Source organism: Ruegeria sp. BF6 (genome assembly GCF_056538665.1).
Window position 1 is genome coordinate 1,255,122 of sequence record NZ_JBQFTN010000001.1, and the last position, 16,179, is coordinate 1,271,300.

The window sequence follows — 16,179 nt, forward strand, 5'->3', positions numbered from 1 at the left end:
ATACGGACAAGCCCATGTATTTAAAAATAAAAGGGCCGCCAAACGGCAGCCCCTTTTAGGTACATTGTTACCGGGTTCAGTTGGCCTGACGGCGCAGGAACGCGGGAATTTCGATCCGATCCTGCTCGGGGTCGGCCTCGTCATGCGCAGGTGCCGTAGCGTCAGCCTGGCGCATCGGAGGCTGCTGGCGCACCGGTTGGGCCGGGGTATCGGCGGCGTGGCCGGTCATCCGGTCGATCAGGCGGTTAAAGCCGAACCGGGGACGATCATGTGCATCCGCCTGCGGCGTCGCTGCCGGTTGCGGGGTCTGCGGACGGGGCGCGGGATGGCCACGCGCGGCCGCTGGGATATTCTGAACGGCGGCCTGAAGACGCTGCAGTGCCTCGGGCGACGGTGTGCCGGCCGCGGCCTGCGGCTGCGGTGCAACAAAGCTCTCGGGCGCAGGCTCAACCGGCTCGGGGGTCGGTTCGAATTCGGCCACGCGCGGCTGATATGCCGGGGGCGGCAAACCGTCATCGTCCTGCTCTGCCCGCGGCTGGAATTGCGGCTGCGCCGGTTCCTCGGCAGTTTCGAACAGCGAGGGTTCGCGGTTGACTTCAGGCTGCGGCGCAGGCTCGGCCACTTCAGCCACTGCCGCGGGGGCCTCGTCCTGCCGCGACTCTTCTGCCGAAACGGTGCGGGTCAGCGGAGCCGACATGGGGCGGCGCGCAACGGGTACGTCTTCGCTTTTCTCGCTGGCGTCGATGCCGGTGGCCACAACCGAAACACGCATTCCGCCTTCCATCGCAGTATCCAGGGTTGAACCGACGATGATGTTGGCTTCGGGGTCCACTTCCTCGCGGATGCGGTTGGCGGCTTCGTCCAGTTCGAACAGCGTCAGGTCATGGGAACCGGTGATGTTGATCAACACGCCTTTGGCGCCCTTGAGGCTGATTTCGTCCAGCAGCGGGTTGGCGATCGCCTTCTCGGCCGCCTGAACCGCGCGATCTTCGCCGGTGGCCTCACCAGTACCCATCATCGCCTTGCCCATCTCGTCCATCACCGCGCGGACATCGGCAAAGTCGAGGTTGATCAGGCCGGGACGCACCATCAGGTCGGTCACGCCCTTAACGCCCTGATACAGAACGTCATCCGCCATCGAGAACGCCTCTGTAAAGGTGGTTTTCTCGTTAGCCAGACGGAACAGGTTCTGGTTCGGAATGATGATCAGAGTGTCAACGACCTTTTGCAGCGATTCAACACCGTCTTCGGCCTGCCGCATCCGCTTGGCACCCTCAAACTGGAAAGGTTTGGTGACAACGCCGACAGTCAGTACGCCCAGTTCCCGCGCGGCCTGCGCGATGATCGGAGCCGCTCCCGTTCCGGTACCACCGCCCATACCGGCGGTGATAAAGCACATATGCGCACCAGCCAGATGATCGACGATTTGTTCTATGCTTTCTTCGGCGGCTGCGGCACCTACGGCGGGCCGCGCACCAGCGCCCAAACCTTCGGTGACTTTCACGCCCAATTGCACCCGCGCAGACGACTGGCTTTGCTGCAGCGCTTGCGCGTCGGTGTTGGCGACAACGAAATCGACGCCGTCCAGCTGTTTTTCAATCATGTTGTTAACGGCGTTTCCGCCCGCACCGCCAACGCCAAATACTGTAATCCGAGGCTTCAGTTCGTCGTGCCCGGGCATCGAAAGATTCAATGTCATGCTCTGTCCGCCTGTTTTTTTGACCCGCCAAAGCGGTGTTTTTCTTACCTATCCGCATACAATCCTACCGATCCAAACCGCAAAGGTCACGCCAAAAATCGCCAAATTCCACAAAATATGGAGGAAATATGGCGGCAATCAGCGGTATTTCGCATTGAACGCCAGATGTTGCGAAATAATCTCAACCCACCACAACGCAAGCGACACATGCGTCGTAGTCAACATGCACGTCACTTAGGGTTTCGACCGATTTTCAAGATGCGGAAAACTGCTCAGGTCCTGCCGCGGGGCCTCTGACGGGCCTTGTGGATATCTTGCGGGATAAAACTGAGGGCCGCAACCCATTTCTTTAGCTAATAGGGACACTTGGACAATTCAGCCCGTCCTCGGTGATGCTGCGCACCTCTTGAATCTCGCGGCGGCTGAAACTGGCCAGTCGAACCATCAGGCGGTCTTGATGCAGAAAGGGCCACCAGCAAACCGGCACGTCATCAGGATCGTCATCGTACAAAAAGCAGATCTGGCCGTTCGGCGTGGTGATTTGCCCGTAAACGCAACCCCGCCCCTCCATCCGCCAAACGGACAATGTGGGGCTGAGGAATTCCTCGGTACCCACCAGAAAACCGCTGGGATAGTCGACGAATGTGACCGTCTTGCCTTGGACCGCAGCCAGGAAGGTTTCAGGCGTGATGCGGGTCTGGGCATGCGCAGCGAACGGGGCTAGGGCGATCAACGCCGCGACCCCTGCCCGATTACCAATTGTCACGGAACCAGCGCATTGCACGCTTGAAGGGCCGCGCGGCATAGGTGTCGACCGGGATTTCGAAATCCCACCATTCGTCCTGCGGATGCGCGGCGAACAGGCTTAGCCCCACAGCCGATGAGAACCCCGGCCCGGTTGCCGACTGCGGCAAGCCGTGAACACGCAACGGGCGGCCAAGTCGGACACGCTGGCCCAATATACGGGTCGCAAGTCCATCAAGCCCCATGATCTGACTACCCCCGCCGGTCAGCACGATCTGCTGGCTGGGCATATGCTCGAACCCGGCCGCATCCAGACGCACTCGCACTTCTTCCAAGATCTCTTCCACGCGCGGACGCATGATTCCGATCAACTCGGCCCGGCTGACGGTGCGGCGGTCATGCTCCCAATCGCCGGTATCGCCTCTGATATCAATAAGATCCCGATCATCGGCCCCGGTTGCGTGAACGCCACCGTTGAAGGTCTTGATCCGTTCGGCCACAGCCGCCGGGACGCCCAGCCCCATCGAGATATCAGCAGTCACGTGATCCCCACCCATACGCACGCAATCAGCATAGATCATGTGTTTCTTCATGAAGATCGAAACGCTGGTCGTACCACCACCCATATCGATACAGGCCGCGCCCAATTCCTGCTCATCCTCGACCAGCGCGGAAATGCCCGACACATAGGCCGAGTTTGCAATCCCCGCCAATTCCAGATCGCAGCGTTTGATGCAGCGCACGATATTTTGGATCGCGACCGCGTCGACGGTCAGCATGTGCATGTCGACTGCCAGCGACTGCCCCATCTGCCCACGCGGGTCGATCAGGCCCGAGCGGTTATCGAGCGCGAAATTCACCGGCTGGGCGTGCAGCACTTCACGACCTGCGCCGTAGTCCGGCACGTCGCAGGCGTTCAGCACGCGGCCGACCTCGGCCTCGGAAACCACTTGTCCTTCCAAATCGACCTGCGCGTCCAGACCGTACGAACGCGGATTTGCACCCGAGAAACTTGCGATCACGTGATCCACTCGGATATCAGCCATCTTCTGAGCCGCCTGCAGAGCCGTCCGGATCGCGCGTTCGGTCTCCTGCATGGCGGTGACTTCGCCAAACTGTACGCCGCGCGACCGCGTAGTCGCTGCGCCGATCACCCGGAACCCGGTCTGACCGGCCAGAGACCCAATGCTGTTATCCTCACTCAGCCGTCCGGTACCGTCGAACCGCAGCACAAGGCAGGCGATCTTGGAACTGCCAACATCCAGAATGGCGACAACACCGCGTTGCATCGCTTGTCTGCGCATCTGCCGCATGGCACGTTGGGACTGATAAAGATCGGTCATCATGGTCGTTACTGCCCGTTACCCACTGTCACTTTTGTATTCCACCAGTCTTCGCTGGCGGCTTTGGTCATTCTGATGGTCGGACGCTGCCCAAGGCGCATATCCACCACCGCCACATCACGTTCCAAAAGATCCTGCACTTCGTTCACCGCCAGCACGCGCTCTAGCGCGCGCACGGGGCGCTCGGTTGGCAGCATGATGCGTTGGCCGCGATCCAGAACCAGATCCCAGCGGCGCTCGCCGATCCGCACCAGGCCCCGCACCCGGGTGCCAAGGCTGCGCGCGGTTGTCATCAGTTGCAGCGCTTCACCTACATGAGCATCCGCCCCCTTGCCCGCGATCAGCGGCAGGTCAGAGTGATCCTTGCGCGACGCGATCCGCTCAACATGCGCGCCGGTTTCGTCCAGCAATTCGATCCCACTGCGTGTACGCCAGACGATGACCGGCTGCCGCTCGACCACATCGACCTGAAGAATGCCACCAGGGCGGACGCGGACCGAGGCGGATTTGACCGGATCCAACCCGGTGATCGTGTCGCGGATCTGTTCGACATCCAGATCCCAGGAACTCATCGGGAAATCCAGCGGCACAACCTCGCGGATATCTTCGGACAGGTTGGTGCCTGCGCCATCGATGGCCATCAGATTGACAATGAATTCCGGGCGCTGCTGGATCGAGGTCTTGATGTCGTTGACATAGGCAACCACGGCCTCGCGCCGGTCTTCTGTGCTGAAGTACAGCCCGATGGCGGCACAGACCGCCGCAATCGGCAGCCCGACCTTCAGCCCGCGCCTAACACCCGGCGTCAGCATCCAACGTTGAAGGCGATAGCTCAAACGCGACGGGGCCGGATCGAACCGCTGCGATTTACGCCCGAACAGCTTTGTCCCGCGCAGGCGCAGTTTCGGCTCGACATCGTGATGGGCACCTGACGCGAAATCGGCATCCGGCCCGGCCAGCGGTTTCGAGCGATGGATCACCGGCGCGCGGGTAGCTCTCAGCGGTTGCACGAGGCGTCCTCCACCATCCAGGCGCAAAGCTGACCAAAAGTCATGCCGCGATGCTCGGCTTGTTCTGGCACCAGCGAGGTCGGCGTCATGCCGGGCTGCGTGTTGGTTTCCAACAGGAACAACCCATCGGCCCCCATACTGTCATCCCAGCGGAAATCGGTTCGGGAAACGCCCTTGCACCCAAGCGCGTTGTGGGCGCGCAGCGCGTAGTCCATGCAGAGGTCAAAGATGTCCTGTGGGATTTCAGCGGGCAGCACATGCCACGAGCCACCGGGCTTGTACTTGGCGTCATAGTCGTACCAGCCGCCATCGGTCATGATCTCGGTCACCGTCAGGGCACGGTCACCCATCACTGTCACGGTCAACTCGCGGCCAGCAATGTACTTCTCGACCATCACATGCTCGGGCATCTCGTCCGACAGCTGCGGCGGACCGTTCGAGCCTTCGTGAACGATATAGATACCAACGCTGGACCCTTCGTTGTTCGGCTTGGCCACGTAAGGCGGTTCCATCACGTGGACCTTGATTACTTCGACCTTGGGCACGATCACGCTGAGAACAACGGGCAGGCCTTCGACCTGAAACACCTCTTTGCTGCGTTGCTTGTCCATTGCCAATGCCGAGGCCAGCACACCGGAATGCGTATACGGGATGCGCATCCATTCCAGCAGGCCCTGTACACAGCCATCTTCACCCCAGCGGCCATGCAGAGCGTTGAAAACTACATCCGGCTTGATGTCCAAAAGGCGCGCGTGGAGATCGGGACCTGCGTCCAGCTCAACCACTTCAAAGCCTTCTCCCCTTAGGGCGGCCGCGCATTCGCGCCCAGAGCTGAGAGACACCTCGCGTTCCGCCGAGGGGCCACCCATCAATACCGCCACTTTGGGGTTTGTCCTGCTCGACAGTCCCACTTCGTGCGCCTCAATGTCCCCGGACCTTATGTGGTGGTCCGTACTGCGTTATGCCTTTGATCCGTCGCCTGATTTTGCCTGTTATGGTCTGACGGTTGGGGCTTTATTCTTTCAGCGGATCACCGACCCGCATGATTTCCCACTCTAACGTTATGCCGCTTGTTTCGTAAACCTTTTTTCGCACCTCTTCACCCAGACCTTCAAGGTCGGCGGCTGTGGCGGTGCCGGTATTGATCAGGAAATTCGAGTGCTTCGGGCTCATCTGAGCCCCGCCCAGCGTCGCTCCGCGCATCCCCGCGTCGTCGATCACCTTCCAGGCCTTGAGGTCATGTGCATCATCCGCCCGCCCGGTCGATGAAAACCCGGCCGGGTTTCGGAACGTCGACCCGGCGCTGCGGTCCTTGGTGGGTTGAGTCTCGTCGCGTTTCTGCAACTGCGCCGTCATGCGGTCGTGCAGGTCCTGCGGGTCACCCGCGGGGCCTTCGAACGTCGCCGAAACCAATACCGCCCCTTCGGGCAGGTCGGATTGCCGGTAGCGAAAGTTCAGGTCGTCAGGGGTCAAGTCAACCACCTCTCCCTGCCGCGTGACGATGGTGGCCTTGCGCAGCACGTCAGCGGTGTAGCTACCGTAACAACCGGCGTTCATCCGCACCGCGCCGCCGATCGAGCCGGGAATGGTGCGCAGGAAAGTCAGGTCCACGCCCCCATCCGCCGCCTTGCGCGCTACATGCGCATCAAGCGCGGCTGCGCCTGCGGTAACCGTGTTACCCTCAACCGTGATACCGTTGAACCCGCGCCCCAGCCGGATCACCACGGCGCGCAGACCACCATCCCGCACGATCAGGTTCGATCCGACGCCCATCGGGAAAACCGGGGCCTCTGCGGGTAGATCACGCAGGAAACGCTGCAGGTCCTCGATATCCGCGGGCTGAAACAGGTAGTCTGCCGGCCCGCCAACACGCAGCCAGGTCAGGTCGTTCAGAGATCGGGCCTGCGTCAGGCGCCCCCTGACTTCGGTCAAATTGATCATGTGTTTGCTCTTGCAGCCAGGCTACGCCCACCGACCCCGCCCACTATGACCGCCAAAAGGAAGGGCAGGACCGCTCCGGTCAGCCAGATGAAGGGCCCAAAGGCCTGTTCCTCTTCGCCAGTGCCGACGCCTGCCAGCATCACAATCAAAACCAGCGAAACGACAAAAGTCAGCCCGATCAGCAACAACAGACCCCTGAGGCCGATCCAGCGCCCCGCAACAAAGCCTGCCACGGCCCCAAGGACCAGCGTGATCAGTGGCAGATAAGCGAATGTGGCGATGTCGACCATGGGGGCCTCCTGAAAGCGGTCGTTACTTGTTGGTCGCCTTCATGCCCTGCATTTTCGCCTTTGTCCAACGGGTCAGGTAAATAACCGGCCAGCGCAGCACCGACATGCCCATCGCCAGAACCAGCAGCCCGACCCACGGGCCGTTCTGCAAAGTGACATAGCCCAATATCGGGATACCAACCGCAACCAGGATATAGGCGCGCGTCCAGTGATTGTCTTTGCTTGGGAGCATCGCCAGCACATTCGCGGCAATCCCCCACAGCGCGGCAAGGGCGATGGACCAGTTCATTCCTCGACCTCCCTACCCGACCACCGGCGCCAGTAATACCGGATTGGGTTACGGAACATGGACACAAAGCCGGCGAAGGCCAGTACCGAGAGGAACCAGCCATAGTCGTATCCCAGCCAAACGATTAAGACAGGCGCAGAGATCAGCAACACAATTCCCGGAGGAAACTGCAACCGCATCGGCAACATGGCCACGATTGTCGCGGCCACGACCCACATGGATGCGAACACAACTGAATACACCTGCTGCCCCTCCGAGGACGTTGCGACGCTACACTTTAAAGTTGCGTCACCCAAAAGTCCATTGCGTCAAACTGCTTGTTTTTGCTGCAGCCGCGCAGGCAACCCATGGGCCCAGGTACTGATCGTCCCGGCGCCCAGACAAACGACCATGTCACCGGGACGAGCCTGCTCGCGGACCAATCGTTCCAGATCGCTTTCATCCAACAGCGCGCGGGCGTGGCGGTGGCCGTGACGGATCAAACCTTGGACCAGATCGTCGCGGGATGCGCCTTCAATCGGGTCTTCTCCGGCGGCGAAGACTTCGGCGATGGCCACCACGTCTGCATCATTGAAACAGGTGCAGAAGTCGTCAAAAAGGTTGGACAGCCGAGAGTAGCGGTGCGGTTGATGCACCGCGATGACACGGCCCTCGGTCGCCTGACGCGCGGCTTTCAGCACGGCGGTTATTTCAACCGGGTGATGGCCGTAATCGTCGATGATGGTGACACCATCAACTTCGCCCACCTTGGTAAACCGGCGATTCACACCGCCGAAATTGGCCAAAGCATCGCGGATCTCTGAGGCTTTCATACCCAGATGACGGGCAACCGCAGCCGCGGACAGCGCGTTCGAGACGTTGTGATCGCCCGGCATCGGCAGGGTACAACCTTCAATCACCGTGTCTTCGTATTGCAGGTGGATGTCGAAATGGGCAACGCCGCCCTTATAGGTCAGATTCACCGCCCGCACATCAGCCTGAGCGTTAAAGCCATAGGTGCGCACGCGGCGGTCGGTGATGCGGCCCACCAGTGTTTGCACTTCGGCATGGTCGGTACAGCACACGGCCAAACCGTAAAAAGGCAGGTTCGAGACGAACTCATAGAACCCGTCGCGCAGTTTGTCGAAATCGCCCCAGTGCTCCATATGCTCGGGGTCGATATTGGTAACGATGGCAATGGTTGCGGGCAGACGGTTGAACGAGCCGTCGGATTCGTCGGCCTCGACCACCATCCATTCGCCCTGCCCCATCCGCGCGTTCGAGCCGTAGGCGTGGATGATCCCGCCATTGATCACGGTCGGGTCAAAGTCACCCGCCACCATCAACTCGGCCATCATCGTGGTCGTGGTGGTCTTACCGTGGGTTCCGGCGATGGCGATGTTTGATCTCAGCCGCATCAGCTCGGCCAGCATGTCGGCGCGGCGCACCACCGGCAAACCTTGTGCGCGGGCACCGTCCAGTTCCGGGTTGCCGGGTTTAATCGCGGTCGACACCACAACAACGGCAGCGTTTTCCAGATTTTCCGCACGTTGCCCCACGAAAATCTCGGCCCCCAAACCTGCCAGACGATCGGTGATCTTCGAGGCTTTCAGGTCTGACCCCTGAACCCGGTAACCCAAGTTCAGCAGCACCTCGGCAATCCCCGACATCCCGATCCCTCCGATCCCAACGAAGTGGATCGGCCCTACGTCTTGCGGCAGTTTGGTTGCTGGATTCATGCGGTCTCCTTCTGCGCCAGATCTTCGACAAGGTGCACCAGACGCTCGGTCGCATCCGGCGCGCCGGTCGAAAGGGCGGCATGGGCCATCTTTTGTGCGGCTTCGGGGTTTGTCAGAACGGCGGTGATTTGCTCGGTCAGCGCGGAAACGTCAAGCAGGTTTTCTGGAATCATGATCGCCCCGCCTGCCTGTACCAGCCCACGCGCATTGGCGGTCTGGTGGTCGCCTGCGGCCGCAGCAAACGGGACCAGGATCGAAGGTCGCCCGATCACCGAGATATCGGCAACACTGGACGCGCCCGAACGGCTGATGACCAACTGAGCGTCGGACATACGTCGGGGGACATCCTGAAAGAATGGTTTAACCTCGGCTCGGATGCCGTGATCGGCGTAAAAGGCGGCAACCCGCTCTCCGTCTTCGTCGCGCGCCTGATGAGCGACGCGGATATGATTACGCAGTTCGTCCGGCAAAGCAGCAATCGCGCCCGGCACCACATCGCTGAGGATGCGCGCGCCCTGCGAGCCGCCCATTACCAAGACAGACATCGGGTAATCGCCGGGCGGGATATAGCCAGCTGCTGCCCGCTCCAACACCGCGGCGCGCACCGGATTGCCGGTATGGATACCTTTGGCCCCCTCGGGCAGATCAGTGGGCCAGATTCCGCAGGCCACTTGTGACACGCGGGTCGCGAACAACTGGTTCACCCGACCCAGTATACCGTTCTGTTCGTGAATCATGCGCGGGATTTTCAGCATCGTCGCCGCGCCCAGCGCCGGAATCGACGGGTAACCGCCAAAGCCCACAACCACATCCGGCCGGTCACGCATCAACTGAACAGCCATGCCGGTCACGCCAGCGGCAATCTTCGGCCCCACCAGTGCTTTCGCAGCCAAACCGCCCCGGGCGAAGGTGGCCGAGGAGGCCTCAACAATCTCAGTCGAGTGCGGAAAACCACCGGTATAACGCGCGCCGCGCGCGTCGGTGGACAAGCGCACGCGCCAGCCCTTTTGCAACATCGCCTCGGCCAGGGCCTGCGCCGGGAACATATGGCCCCCAGTGCCGCCCGCCGCAATCAGTAGATAGGGTTTGGTCATCAACCTCGTCCGCGCAGAATATCGCCAAGCTCGCCCTGTGGGCGGGTGCGGGTAAACGCCAATAGCATCCCGACTGCAATACCGCCCGCAATCAGCGACGAACCGCCATAGCTGACAAACGGCAGCGTCATGCCCTTGGCGGGTAGCAGGCGTACCGCGACACCCATGTTGATCATCGCCTGCACGCCGAACATGCAGGCCAGACCGGTGCCCGCCAGGCGAATGAACATGTCGCGTTCCTTCATCAGCCGCAGCAAAGAGCGCACCACGATGATCGAATACAGCGCGATGATGATCAGCACCAGGATCAGGCCGAATTCCTCGGCCGCGACCGCGATGATGAAATCCGTGTGCGCATCGGGCAGAGACCACTTCACCTGCCCCTCGCCAACACCCACTCCGAACAGGCCACCCTCGCGAATTGCGTTGGTGGCGTAACCGATCTGAGTGGTCGGATCGACCTCTTGGTTCAGAAACCCATCAATCCGCCGGGCGAAGTGTTCCGAATTGGAATAGGCCAGCATACCACCCAGCACCACCGCGCCGGCCATGCCAACCAGCAGCAGCATCGGCGCGCCGGCGACGAAATACATAACGCCCCAGCCGAACAGGATCAGACAGGCTTGTCCGAAATCCGGCTGCAACACCAGCATCCCGACAATGGCCATGCACAACGCAAAGGACCACAACCGTCCCGGAGGGCCATTGATCTCCTGCGACGCAGCCAGTAACCATGCGGCCACAACAACAAAGCCGGGCTTCAGAAATTCGGAGGGCTGCAGCGAGGCAAACCCCAGCGAGTACCAGCGCACGGCGCCCTTGCCAAAGTCGGTGCCGAATACCGGCAGGAAGGCAAGCGCCACGAACGCGCCCAGAAAGCCCAGCACCGCCAGACGCCGCACCAGCGTCGGCGACATCATCGAAGTCAGCAGCATCGCAATCAACGCCAGCCCGCCGAACAGCGCCTGCCGTTCGACATAATGGAACGGATCGAATCCATTGCGCCCGGCCAGCGGCGGTGATGAGGCCAGCCCCAGCAACAATCCGATGACAAACAGGATCAAAACGCAGGACATCGTCCAGCGATCAATTGTCCGCCACCACTTTGGTAGAATCGGTTCGCCGCGCTGGTCCTGGACCGCGCCATACACCATCTCAGTCATGAGATACCGCCACTATCTGCCTCGTTAACGCCCCGTTTTCGGGGTCTGATTGAGACTCTACAGGCATTTTGGCGTTTGGGCTAGCAGAATGACAGGCCGGTTGCGGAAATCAGCGCCCTAAGGCCAACGGCTTGAATTCAAGGCTCTCCGCCCCAAGCTTCGGATCGCCTAGGCAACAAGATCGTAGTGTTTGATCGTTCTGGACTCGACCAATTCGGCTTCGGCCGGATCAATGTGCGGACTTTGATAATCGTCGCCAACAAAGGCTTTCAGCGCGTCCAAACTGCTCCAAACCATCACGAAGCTGAACTCACGCGGCGTGTCGGTCCGCGGAGCGCCCGGCAGAACCTGAACAATGCCATCGGTGCTTTGCATCAAAGGGATCGCGGTCTCGTGGAAAAACTTTGAGAATTCAGCCTCTTTGCCGGGGCGAACTGTGACTTGGAAAATTCGCATGATCATCGGGGTGCCCTCCTTTGCATTGGGCGTATTTCAGTTCTTTGACGGCAGGAGTTTATCACAAAGCCTGTCCGTCCGTTAAACACGCCCCACTTGCCATCCCCGCCAATTCACGCCATGCGCTGCACATGACCTATGACGCGATCATCCTTGGCGCCGGTGCAGCCGGAATGATGTGCGCCGCCCATTGCGGTTGCCGCGTGCTGGTCATCGACCACGCCAAGGCGCCGGGCGAGAAGATCCGCATCTCGGGCGGTGGGCGTTGCAATTTCACCAACATGTATGCGGGACCGGCTAACTTCCTGTCGCATAACCCCCATTTCTTCAAGTCCGCGCTGGCACGCTACACGCAATGGGATTTCGTCGATCTTGTCGGGCGCCATGGCATCGCCTGGCACGAGAAAACGCTGGGGCAGTTGTTCTGCGACGGGTCGTCGAAACAGATCATCCAGATGCTGCTGGACGAGATGGAGCGTGCCGGGGCCGAGCTGTGGGTGCGGACCGAGGTGAAGGACCTGCGAAAGACCGGGTCTGGGTTCGTGCTGGAGGTTGACCGCGAGGGCCAGCGCCTCAGCCTGAGTTGCGCCAATCTGGTGCTGGCCACGGGCGGTAAATCGATCCCCAAGATGGGCGCAACCGGGTTGGCCTATGACATCGCAAAACAGTTCGGCTTGCGGATGACCGAGACGCGCGCGGCACTGGTGCCGTTCACGTTTTCGGACGGGAAATTCAAGGAACTGTCGGGGCTATCCTTACCCGCGCGCCTGTCGAACGACCGCATTAGCTTTGACGAGGCGCTATTGTTTACCCATCGCGGCCTCAGCGGGCCATCGGTGCTGCAACTGTCCTCCTTCTGGCACGAGGGTGAGGCGATCCGCGTCAACCTGATCCCCGACCTGCCCCTGTTCGACCTGCTGCGCGAACAACGGCAAAACAGTGGCCGCAAGGCGCTGACAACGGAACTGGCCCGTCACCTGCCCGCGCGGCTGGTGGATTATCTGAGCGAACACTTCCCGATGCAGGGTAATCTGGCCGACCAGTCCGACACCGCGCTGACCGAGTTGATCTCGGCCCTGTCCAACTGGCAGCTCACGCCCTCGGGCACCGAAGGGTATCGCACCGCCGAGGTCACACTGGGCGGGATCGATACGGATGACTTGTCGTCCAAAACGATGGAGGCCAGGGATGTCCCCGGCCTCTATGCAATTGGTGAAGCGGTAGATGTCACCGGCTGGCTGGGCGGCTACAATTTCCAGTGGGCGTGGTCCTCGGGCCACGCCGCCGGAACCGCAATCGCGGCCCGTTAGCCTACGACGTTGTATCCACGACCGCGCATACAGTTGCGTACCAGAACCTCCTTGTTCTGGTTCTTGTTGATCACATCCGCACCCGCACCGACAAGCGCGCCAGCAATGGCTGCGCGACCCAGATTGTCGCTGCTGTCCTGAACAATCCCAGTAACCGCTGCGGCACCCGCCGCGCCGATTGCCGCATTTCCGGCGGTAGAGCCATCCACACTGGCCTGCGAGGCGGCAAGCTGCTGGCATTGCTGCAGATCGACGTTGTAGTTCGGACCGATCGGACCATCAACGATAGGCTGATAATTGGCGCCTGTATTGGTGCAGGCACCCGCAACCAGAATAGCAGGCAGGATCAGAGAAAACTTACGAAATGGCATAGTCATGACCTCGTGTTGAATTTGCCCGGAGCCAAACGTAATTGTCATGGCGCGTCAAGCTGATAGCACCGCAGCTTGGCCCAACCGGCGGTCTATTGCAAATGACTAGTTCGCCAACCGCCTCAGAACCTGTTCGGCAAAATCGTCTCCACGCTGTTCGAAGTTGTCGTACTGGTCGAAACTGGCCGCCGCCGGAGCCAGCAACACAGTCTCACCCGGCTGGGCATCGGCCATGGCCTGCGCGACAGCCTTTTCCATGGTGGTACAGACCTGCGCTTCGACCTCAAGCTGCATTGCAAAACCTGCGGCCTCGCGTCCGATCACATAGGCCTTGAGTACTTGATCCGCTGCACCGTTAAGCGCCGCCAGACCGCCTTCTTTCTCAAGCCCCCCACAAATCCACCGGATCTTCTTGAACGCAGTCAGCGCCTTCAGCGCACTGTCCACGTTGGTGGCCTTGGAATCGTTCACATAAGTTACACCATCAGCTTCGGCGATGATCTGGCTGCGATGAGGCAGTCCGGGATAGCTGTGCAGTGCGTCCTCTATCACGCGCGGCGCAAGCCCCAACGCGCGACAGGCGGCATAGGCCGCACATGCGTTCTGATGGTTATGCGTGCCAGGCAACCCCTTGATCTGGCGCAGATCAATCGACCCGGCCTGCCGCCCCTTGCGGTATTCCGACAGGAACCCCTTGCGCGAAAAGACTTGCCAGCCCGGCCCTGTTAATCTGCGCGCTACCGAGACGCGGATCACCCGGTCATCCGCCGGCCCTTCAGCCAGCTGTCCCGCCAGAAACGCGCCTTCGTTTTCGTCAATCCCGATCACCGCACGATCTGGGCCACCCTCAGCAAACAGGCGCCGCTTGGCTGCGAAGTACCCCCCCATCCCGCCGTGGCGGTCCAGATGGTCCGGCGACAGGTTGGTGAACACTGCCACATCCGGCGTCAGCGACCGGGCCAATTCGGTCTGATAACTGCTCAACTCCAGCACCACGACCGAACCATCCCCGCCCTGATCGATATCCAGCACACCACGCCCGATATTCCCCGCCAGTTGCGACGCGCGCCCGGCTTCAGTCAGGATATGTTGAATCAGCGCGGCAGTGGTCGACTTCCCGTTCGACCCGGTCACCGCGATCACGCGCGGAGGGGTGTCATAATTGTTCCATTCCGGCCCCGCAAAGGACCGGAAGAACAGCCCAATATCATTGTCCACGGGCACCCCAGCTACAAGCGCCGCAACCACCACCGGATTCGGTTCAGGATAGAGATGCGGGATACCGGGCGAGACAATTAAAGAGGCGATGTCGTCAAACGCCCCGTGACGGTGCAGATCTAGGCAGGCGAACCCTTCGGCCTCGGCTATTTCGCGGGCGGCTGGATTGTCATCCCAGCAGATCGGCTCGGCCTTACCTGCCCGCAACGCGCGCGCTGTGGCCAGACCCGATCGGCCAAGCCCCAGAACCGCAACTTTCTGCCCTGAAAACCCTTTGACCGGGATCATGCCACCTACCTTTTTCTGACGTCCAATTGGCCGCCACACTGCGCAGATGGGACCACCGAAGGCAAGAGTGACAAAAGGCTCGCGCATCAGCGCGAGCCGGACCCAACAGGAGGCAGGAGGACCGCAGGTCCGCCGAACCTGGCGGGAGTACTACCTGACTTTCAGCGTAGCCAAGCCAATCATCGCCAGGATCAACGAGATGATCCAGAACCGGATCACGATTGTCGGTTCGGCCCAGCCCTTTTTCTCGTAGTGGTGATGGATCGGCGCCATCAGGAATACACGGCGCCCAGTGCGTTTGAAATACAGCACCTGAATGATCACACTCAGCGCTTCGACCACGAACAGGCCGCCGACAACAGCCAGAACCAACTCGTGCTTAGTGGCCACCGCAATCGCACCCAGCGCACCGCCCAAGGCCAGCGACCCGGTATCGCCCATGAACACGGCCGCAGGTGGCGCATTGTACCAAAGAAAGCCCAGCCCGCCCCCGAACAACGCCGCAGTAAAGATCAGGATTTCCCCGGTTCCGGGCACGTAATGCACGTCCAGATACTCGGTAAAGTCGACCCGACCGACCGCATAGGCAATCACCCCAAGGGTCGAAGCCGCAATCATCGCCGGCATGATCGCCAACCCGTCCAGGCCATCGGTCAGGTTCACCGCATTGGCCGCCCCGACGATGACAACAATCGCAAAGGGGATATAGAACACACCCAGATTTACCAACGTATCCTTGAAGACCGGCACGGCCAGTTGGTTCTGCAGCGCCTCGGGATGGTGCAATGTTGCCCAGAGCGAGGCCAGAACCGCAATAATCACCCCCAACGCCATCCGCATCCTGCCGGAAACGCCCTTGGTGTTCTGTTTCGATACTTTGGCGTAATCGTCGGCAAAGCCGATCGCCGCATAGGCAAGCGTCACGAATAGCACCATCCAAACATAAGGGTTGTCCAACCTCGCCCAGATCAGTGTCGATGTCACCAGTGCCCCAACGATAAGCAAACCGCCCATGGTCGGCGTCCCGGCCTTGGAAAAATGCGCCTCTGGCCCATCATCCCGGATCGGCTGCCCCTTGCCCTGCTTGCGACGCAACACGTTGATCAACGGCTTGCCAAAGATGAATCCAAAGATCAGCGCCGTCAGAAAGGCCCCGCCCGCACGGAAGGTGATGTAGCGGAAGAGGTTAAAGAAATCCCCTCCATCCGACAGGGCGGTCAACCAATAGAGCATTACAATACCTTT

At 60.7% G+C, this 16,179-nt stretch carries 17 protein-coding genes; 1 reads left to right on the plus strand and 16 read right to left on the minus strand.

Annotation, left to right across the window (positions count from 1 at the left end; all coding sequences use genetic code 11):
• Nucleotides 1–76: 76 nt before the first annotated feature.
• The 13 genes from ftsZ to ACR0IM_RS06360 all read right to left on the minus strand — a co-directional run bounded on the left by ftsZ (nucleotide 77) and on the right by ACR0IM_RS06360 (nucleotide 11,753).
• The gene (gene ftsZ, locus ACR0IM_RS06300; protein ID WP_480681197.1) at nucleotides 77–1,699 is read right to left on the minus strand and encodes a cell division protein FtsZ; all 1,623 of its coding nucleotides are present in this window, start codon (nucleotides 1,697–1,699) and stop codon (nucleotides 77–79) included.
• Between the two features lie 349 nt (nucleotides 1,700–2,048).
• Nucleotides 2,049–2,465: a hypothetical protein gene (locus ACR0IM_RS06305; RefSeq protein ID WP_480592967.1), complete on the minus strand. Its 417-nt coding sequence runs from the start codon at nucleotides 2,463–2,465 to the stop codon at nucleotides 2,049–2,051.
• Nucleotides 2,452–3,786, minus strand: coding sequence for a cell division protein FtsA (ftsA, locus tag ACR0IM_RS06310; RefSeq protein ID WP_480593272.1), 1,335 nt, complete (start codon nucleotides 3,784–3,786; stop codon nucleotides 2,452–2,454). Before ftsA ends, ACR0IM_RS06305 begins: the two co-directional genes overlap by 14 nt.
• A gap of 8 nt (nucleotides 3,787–3,794) precedes the next feature.
• Nucleotides 3,795–4,796 carry a cell division protein FtsQ/DivIB gene (locus ACR0IM_RS06315; RefSeq protein ID WP_480681198.1) on the minus strand — a complete coding sequence of 334 codons (1,002 nt, stop codon included), beginning with the start codon at nucleotides 4,794–4,796 and terminating at the stop codon, nucleotides 3,795–3,797.
• Nucleotides 4,784–5,707, minus strand: a complete 924-nt coding sequence (locus ACR0IM_RS06320) for a D-alanine--D-alanine ligase (RefSeq protein WP_480681199.1) — start codon at nucleotides 5,705–5,707, stop codon at nucleotides 4,784–4,786. Before ACR0IM_RS06320 ends, ACR0IM_RS06315 begins: the two co-directional genes overlap by 13 nt.
• 103 nt (nucleotides 5,708–5,810) lie before the next feature.
• Nucleotides 5,811–6,737, minus strand: coding sequence for a UDP-N-acetylmuramate dehydrogenase (murB, locus tag ACR0IM_RS06325; protein WP_480681200.1), 927 nt, complete (start codon nucleotides 6,735–6,737; stop codon nucleotides 5,811–5,813).
• The gene (locus ACR0IM_RS06330) at nucleotides 6,734–7,027 is read right to left on the minus strand and encodes a hypothetical protein (protein ID WP_480681201.1); all 294 of its coding nucleotides are present in this window, start codon (nucleotides 7,025–7,027) and stop codon (nucleotides 6,734–6,736) included. The genes murB and ACR0IM_RS06330 overlap by 4 nt, the downstream gene beginning before the upstream one ends.
• A gap of 22 nt (nucleotides 7,028–7,049) precedes the next feature.
• The gene (locus tag ACR0IM_RS06335; protein WP_480592959.1) at nucleotides 7,050–7,316 is read right to left on the minus strand and encodes a DUF2484 family protein; all 267 of its coding nucleotides are present in this window, start codon (nucleotides 7,314–7,316) and stop codon (nucleotides 7,050–7,052) included.
• Nucleotides 7,313–7,558: a DUF2484 family protein gene (locus tag ACR0IM_RS06340; protein ID WP_480681202.1), complete on the minus strand. Its 246-nt coding sequence runs from the start codon at nucleotides 7,556–7,558 to the stop codon at nucleotides 7,313–7,315. The genes ACR0IM_RS06335 and ACR0IM_RS06340 overlap by 4 nt, the downstream gene beginning before the upstream one ends.
• Before the next feature lie 66 nt (nucleotides 7,559–7,624).
• Nucleotides 7,625–9,034, minus strand: a complete 1,410-nt coding sequence (gene murC, locus ACR0IM_RS06345; RefSeq protein ID WP_480681204.1) for a UDP-N-acetylmuramate--L-alanine ligase — start codon at nucleotides 9,032–9,034, stop codon at nucleotides 7,625–7,627.
• The gene (locus ACR0IM_RS06350; protein WP_480681205.1) at nucleotides 9,031–10,128 is read right to left on the minus strand and encodes a UDP-N-acetylglucosamine--N-acetylmuramyl-(pentapeptide) pyrophosphoryl-undecaprenol N-acetylglucosamine transferase; all 1,098 of its coding nucleotides are present in this window, start codon (nucleotides 10,126–10,128) and stop codon (nucleotides 9,031–9,033) included. The genes murC and ACR0IM_RS06350 overlap by 4 nt, the downstream gene beginning before the upstream one ends.
• Nucleotides 10,128–11,291 (minus strand): putative lipid II flippase FtsW, encoded by a 1,164-nt coding sequence (gene ftsW / locus ACR0IM_RS06355; protein WP_170400396.1) that lies wholly within the window; start codon nucleotides 11,289–11,291, stop codon nucleotides 10,128–10,130. Before ftsW ends, ACR0IM_RS06350 begins: the two co-directional genes overlap by 1 nt.
• A 168-nt stretch (nucleotides 11,292–11,459) precedes the next feature.
• Nucleotides 11,460–11,753, minus strand: a complete 294-nt coding sequence (locus ACR0IM_RS06360; protein ID WP_480641144.1) for an antibiotic biosynthesis monooxygenase family protein — start codon at nucleotides 11,751–11,753, stop codon at nucleotides 11,460–11,462.
• Nucleotides 11,754–11,878: 125 nt separating this feature from the next.
• On the opposite strand from ACR0IM_RS06360, the gene ACR0IM_RS06365 reads away from it, so the two are divergent.
• The gene (locus ACR0IM_RS06365) at nucleotides 11,879–13,057 is read left to right on the plus strand and encodes a BaiN/RdsA family NAD(P)/FAD-dependent oxidoreductase (RefSeq protein ID WP_480681206.1); all 1,179 of its coding nucleotides are present in this window, start codon (nucleotides 11,879–11,881) and stop codon (nucleotides 13,055–13,057) included.
• Here the strand turns inward: ACR0IM_RS06365 and ACR0IM_RS06370 are convergent.
• The 3 genes from ACR0IM_RS06370 to mraY form a co-directional block, all read right to left on the minus strand.
• Nucleotides 13,054–13,428, minus strand: a complete 375-nt coding sequence (locus ACR0IM_RS06370) for a glycine zipper family protein (RefSeq protein WP_480589880.1) — start codon at nucleotides 13,426–13,428, stop codon at nucleotides 13,054–13,056. The two genes, ACR0IM_RS06365 and ACR0IM_RS06370, sit on opposite strands and share 4 nt — an antisense overlap.
• A 105-nt stretch (nucleotides 13,429–13,533) precedes the next feature.
• On the minus strand, nucleotides 13,534–14,934 hold the full coding sequence (murD, locus tag ACR0IM_RS06375; protein ID WP_480681207.1) for a UDP-N-acetylmuramoyl-L-alanine--D-glutamate ligase: 1,401 nt from the start codon (nucleotides 14,932–14,934) through the stop codon (nucleotides 13,534–13,536).
• 150 nt (nucleotides 14,935–15,084) lie between these two features.
• A complete protein-coding gene (mraY, locus tag ACR0IM_RS06380) occupies nucleotides 15,085–16,167 on the minus strand; it encodes a phospho-N-acetylmuramoyl-pentapeptide-transferase (protein ID WP_480589885.1) in 1,083 nt (360 codons plus the stop codon).
• Between the last annotated feature and the right edge of the window lie 12 nt (nucleotides 16,168–16,179).

Coding starts and splice junctions, on each gene's coding strand:
- ACR0IM_RS06335 (WP_480592959.1), bottom strand. CDS start 7,316: ATGAACTGGTCCATCGCCCTTGCCGCGCTGTGGGGGATTGCCGCGAAT.
- ftsW (WP_170400396.1), bottom strand. CDS start 11,291: ATGACTGAGATGGTGTATGGCGCGGTCCAGGACCAGCGCGGCGAACCG.
- ftsZ (WP_480681197.1), bottom strand. CDS start 1,699: ATGACATTGAATCTTTCGATGCCCGGGCACGACGAACTGAAGCCTCGG.
- murD (WP_480681207.1), bottom strand. CDS start 14,934: ATGATCCCGGTCAAAGGGTTTTCAGGGCAGAAAGTTGCGGTTCTGGGG.
- ACR0IM_RS06360 (WP_480641144.1), bottom strand. CDS start 11,753: ATGATCATGCGAATTTTCCAAGTCACAGTTCGCCCCGGCAAAGAGGCT.
- murB (WP_480681200.1), bottom strand. CDS start 6,737: ATGATCAATTTGACCGAAGTCAGGGGGCGCCTGACGCAGGCCCGATCT.
- ACR0IM_RS06350 (WP_480681205.1), bottom strand. CDS start 10,128: ATGACCAAACCCTATCTACTGATTGCGGCGGGCGGCACTGGGGGCCAT.
- murC (WP_480681204.1), bottom strand. CDS start 9,034: ATGAATCCAGCAACCAAACTGCCGCAAGACGTAGGGCCGATCCACTTC.
- ACR0IM_RS06365 (WP_480681206.1), top strand. CDS start 11,879: ATGACCTATGACGCGATCATCCTTGGCGCCGGTGCAGCCGGAATGATG.
- mraY (WP_480589885.1), bottom strand. CDS start 16,167: ATGCTCTATTGGTTGACCGCCCTGTCGGATGGAGGGGATTTCTTTAAC.
- ftsA (WP_480593272.1), bottom strand. CDS start 3,786: ATGACCGATCTTTATCAGTCCCAACGTGCCATGCGGCAGATGCGCAGA.
- ACR0IM_RS06330 (WP_480681201.1), bottom strand. CDS start 7,027: ATGGTCGACATCGCCACATTCGCTTATCTGCCACTGATCACGCTGGTC.
- ACR0IM_RS06370 (WP_480589880.1), bottom strand. CDS start 13,428: ATGCCATTTCGTAAGTTTTCTCTGATCCTGCCTGCTATTCTGGTTGCG.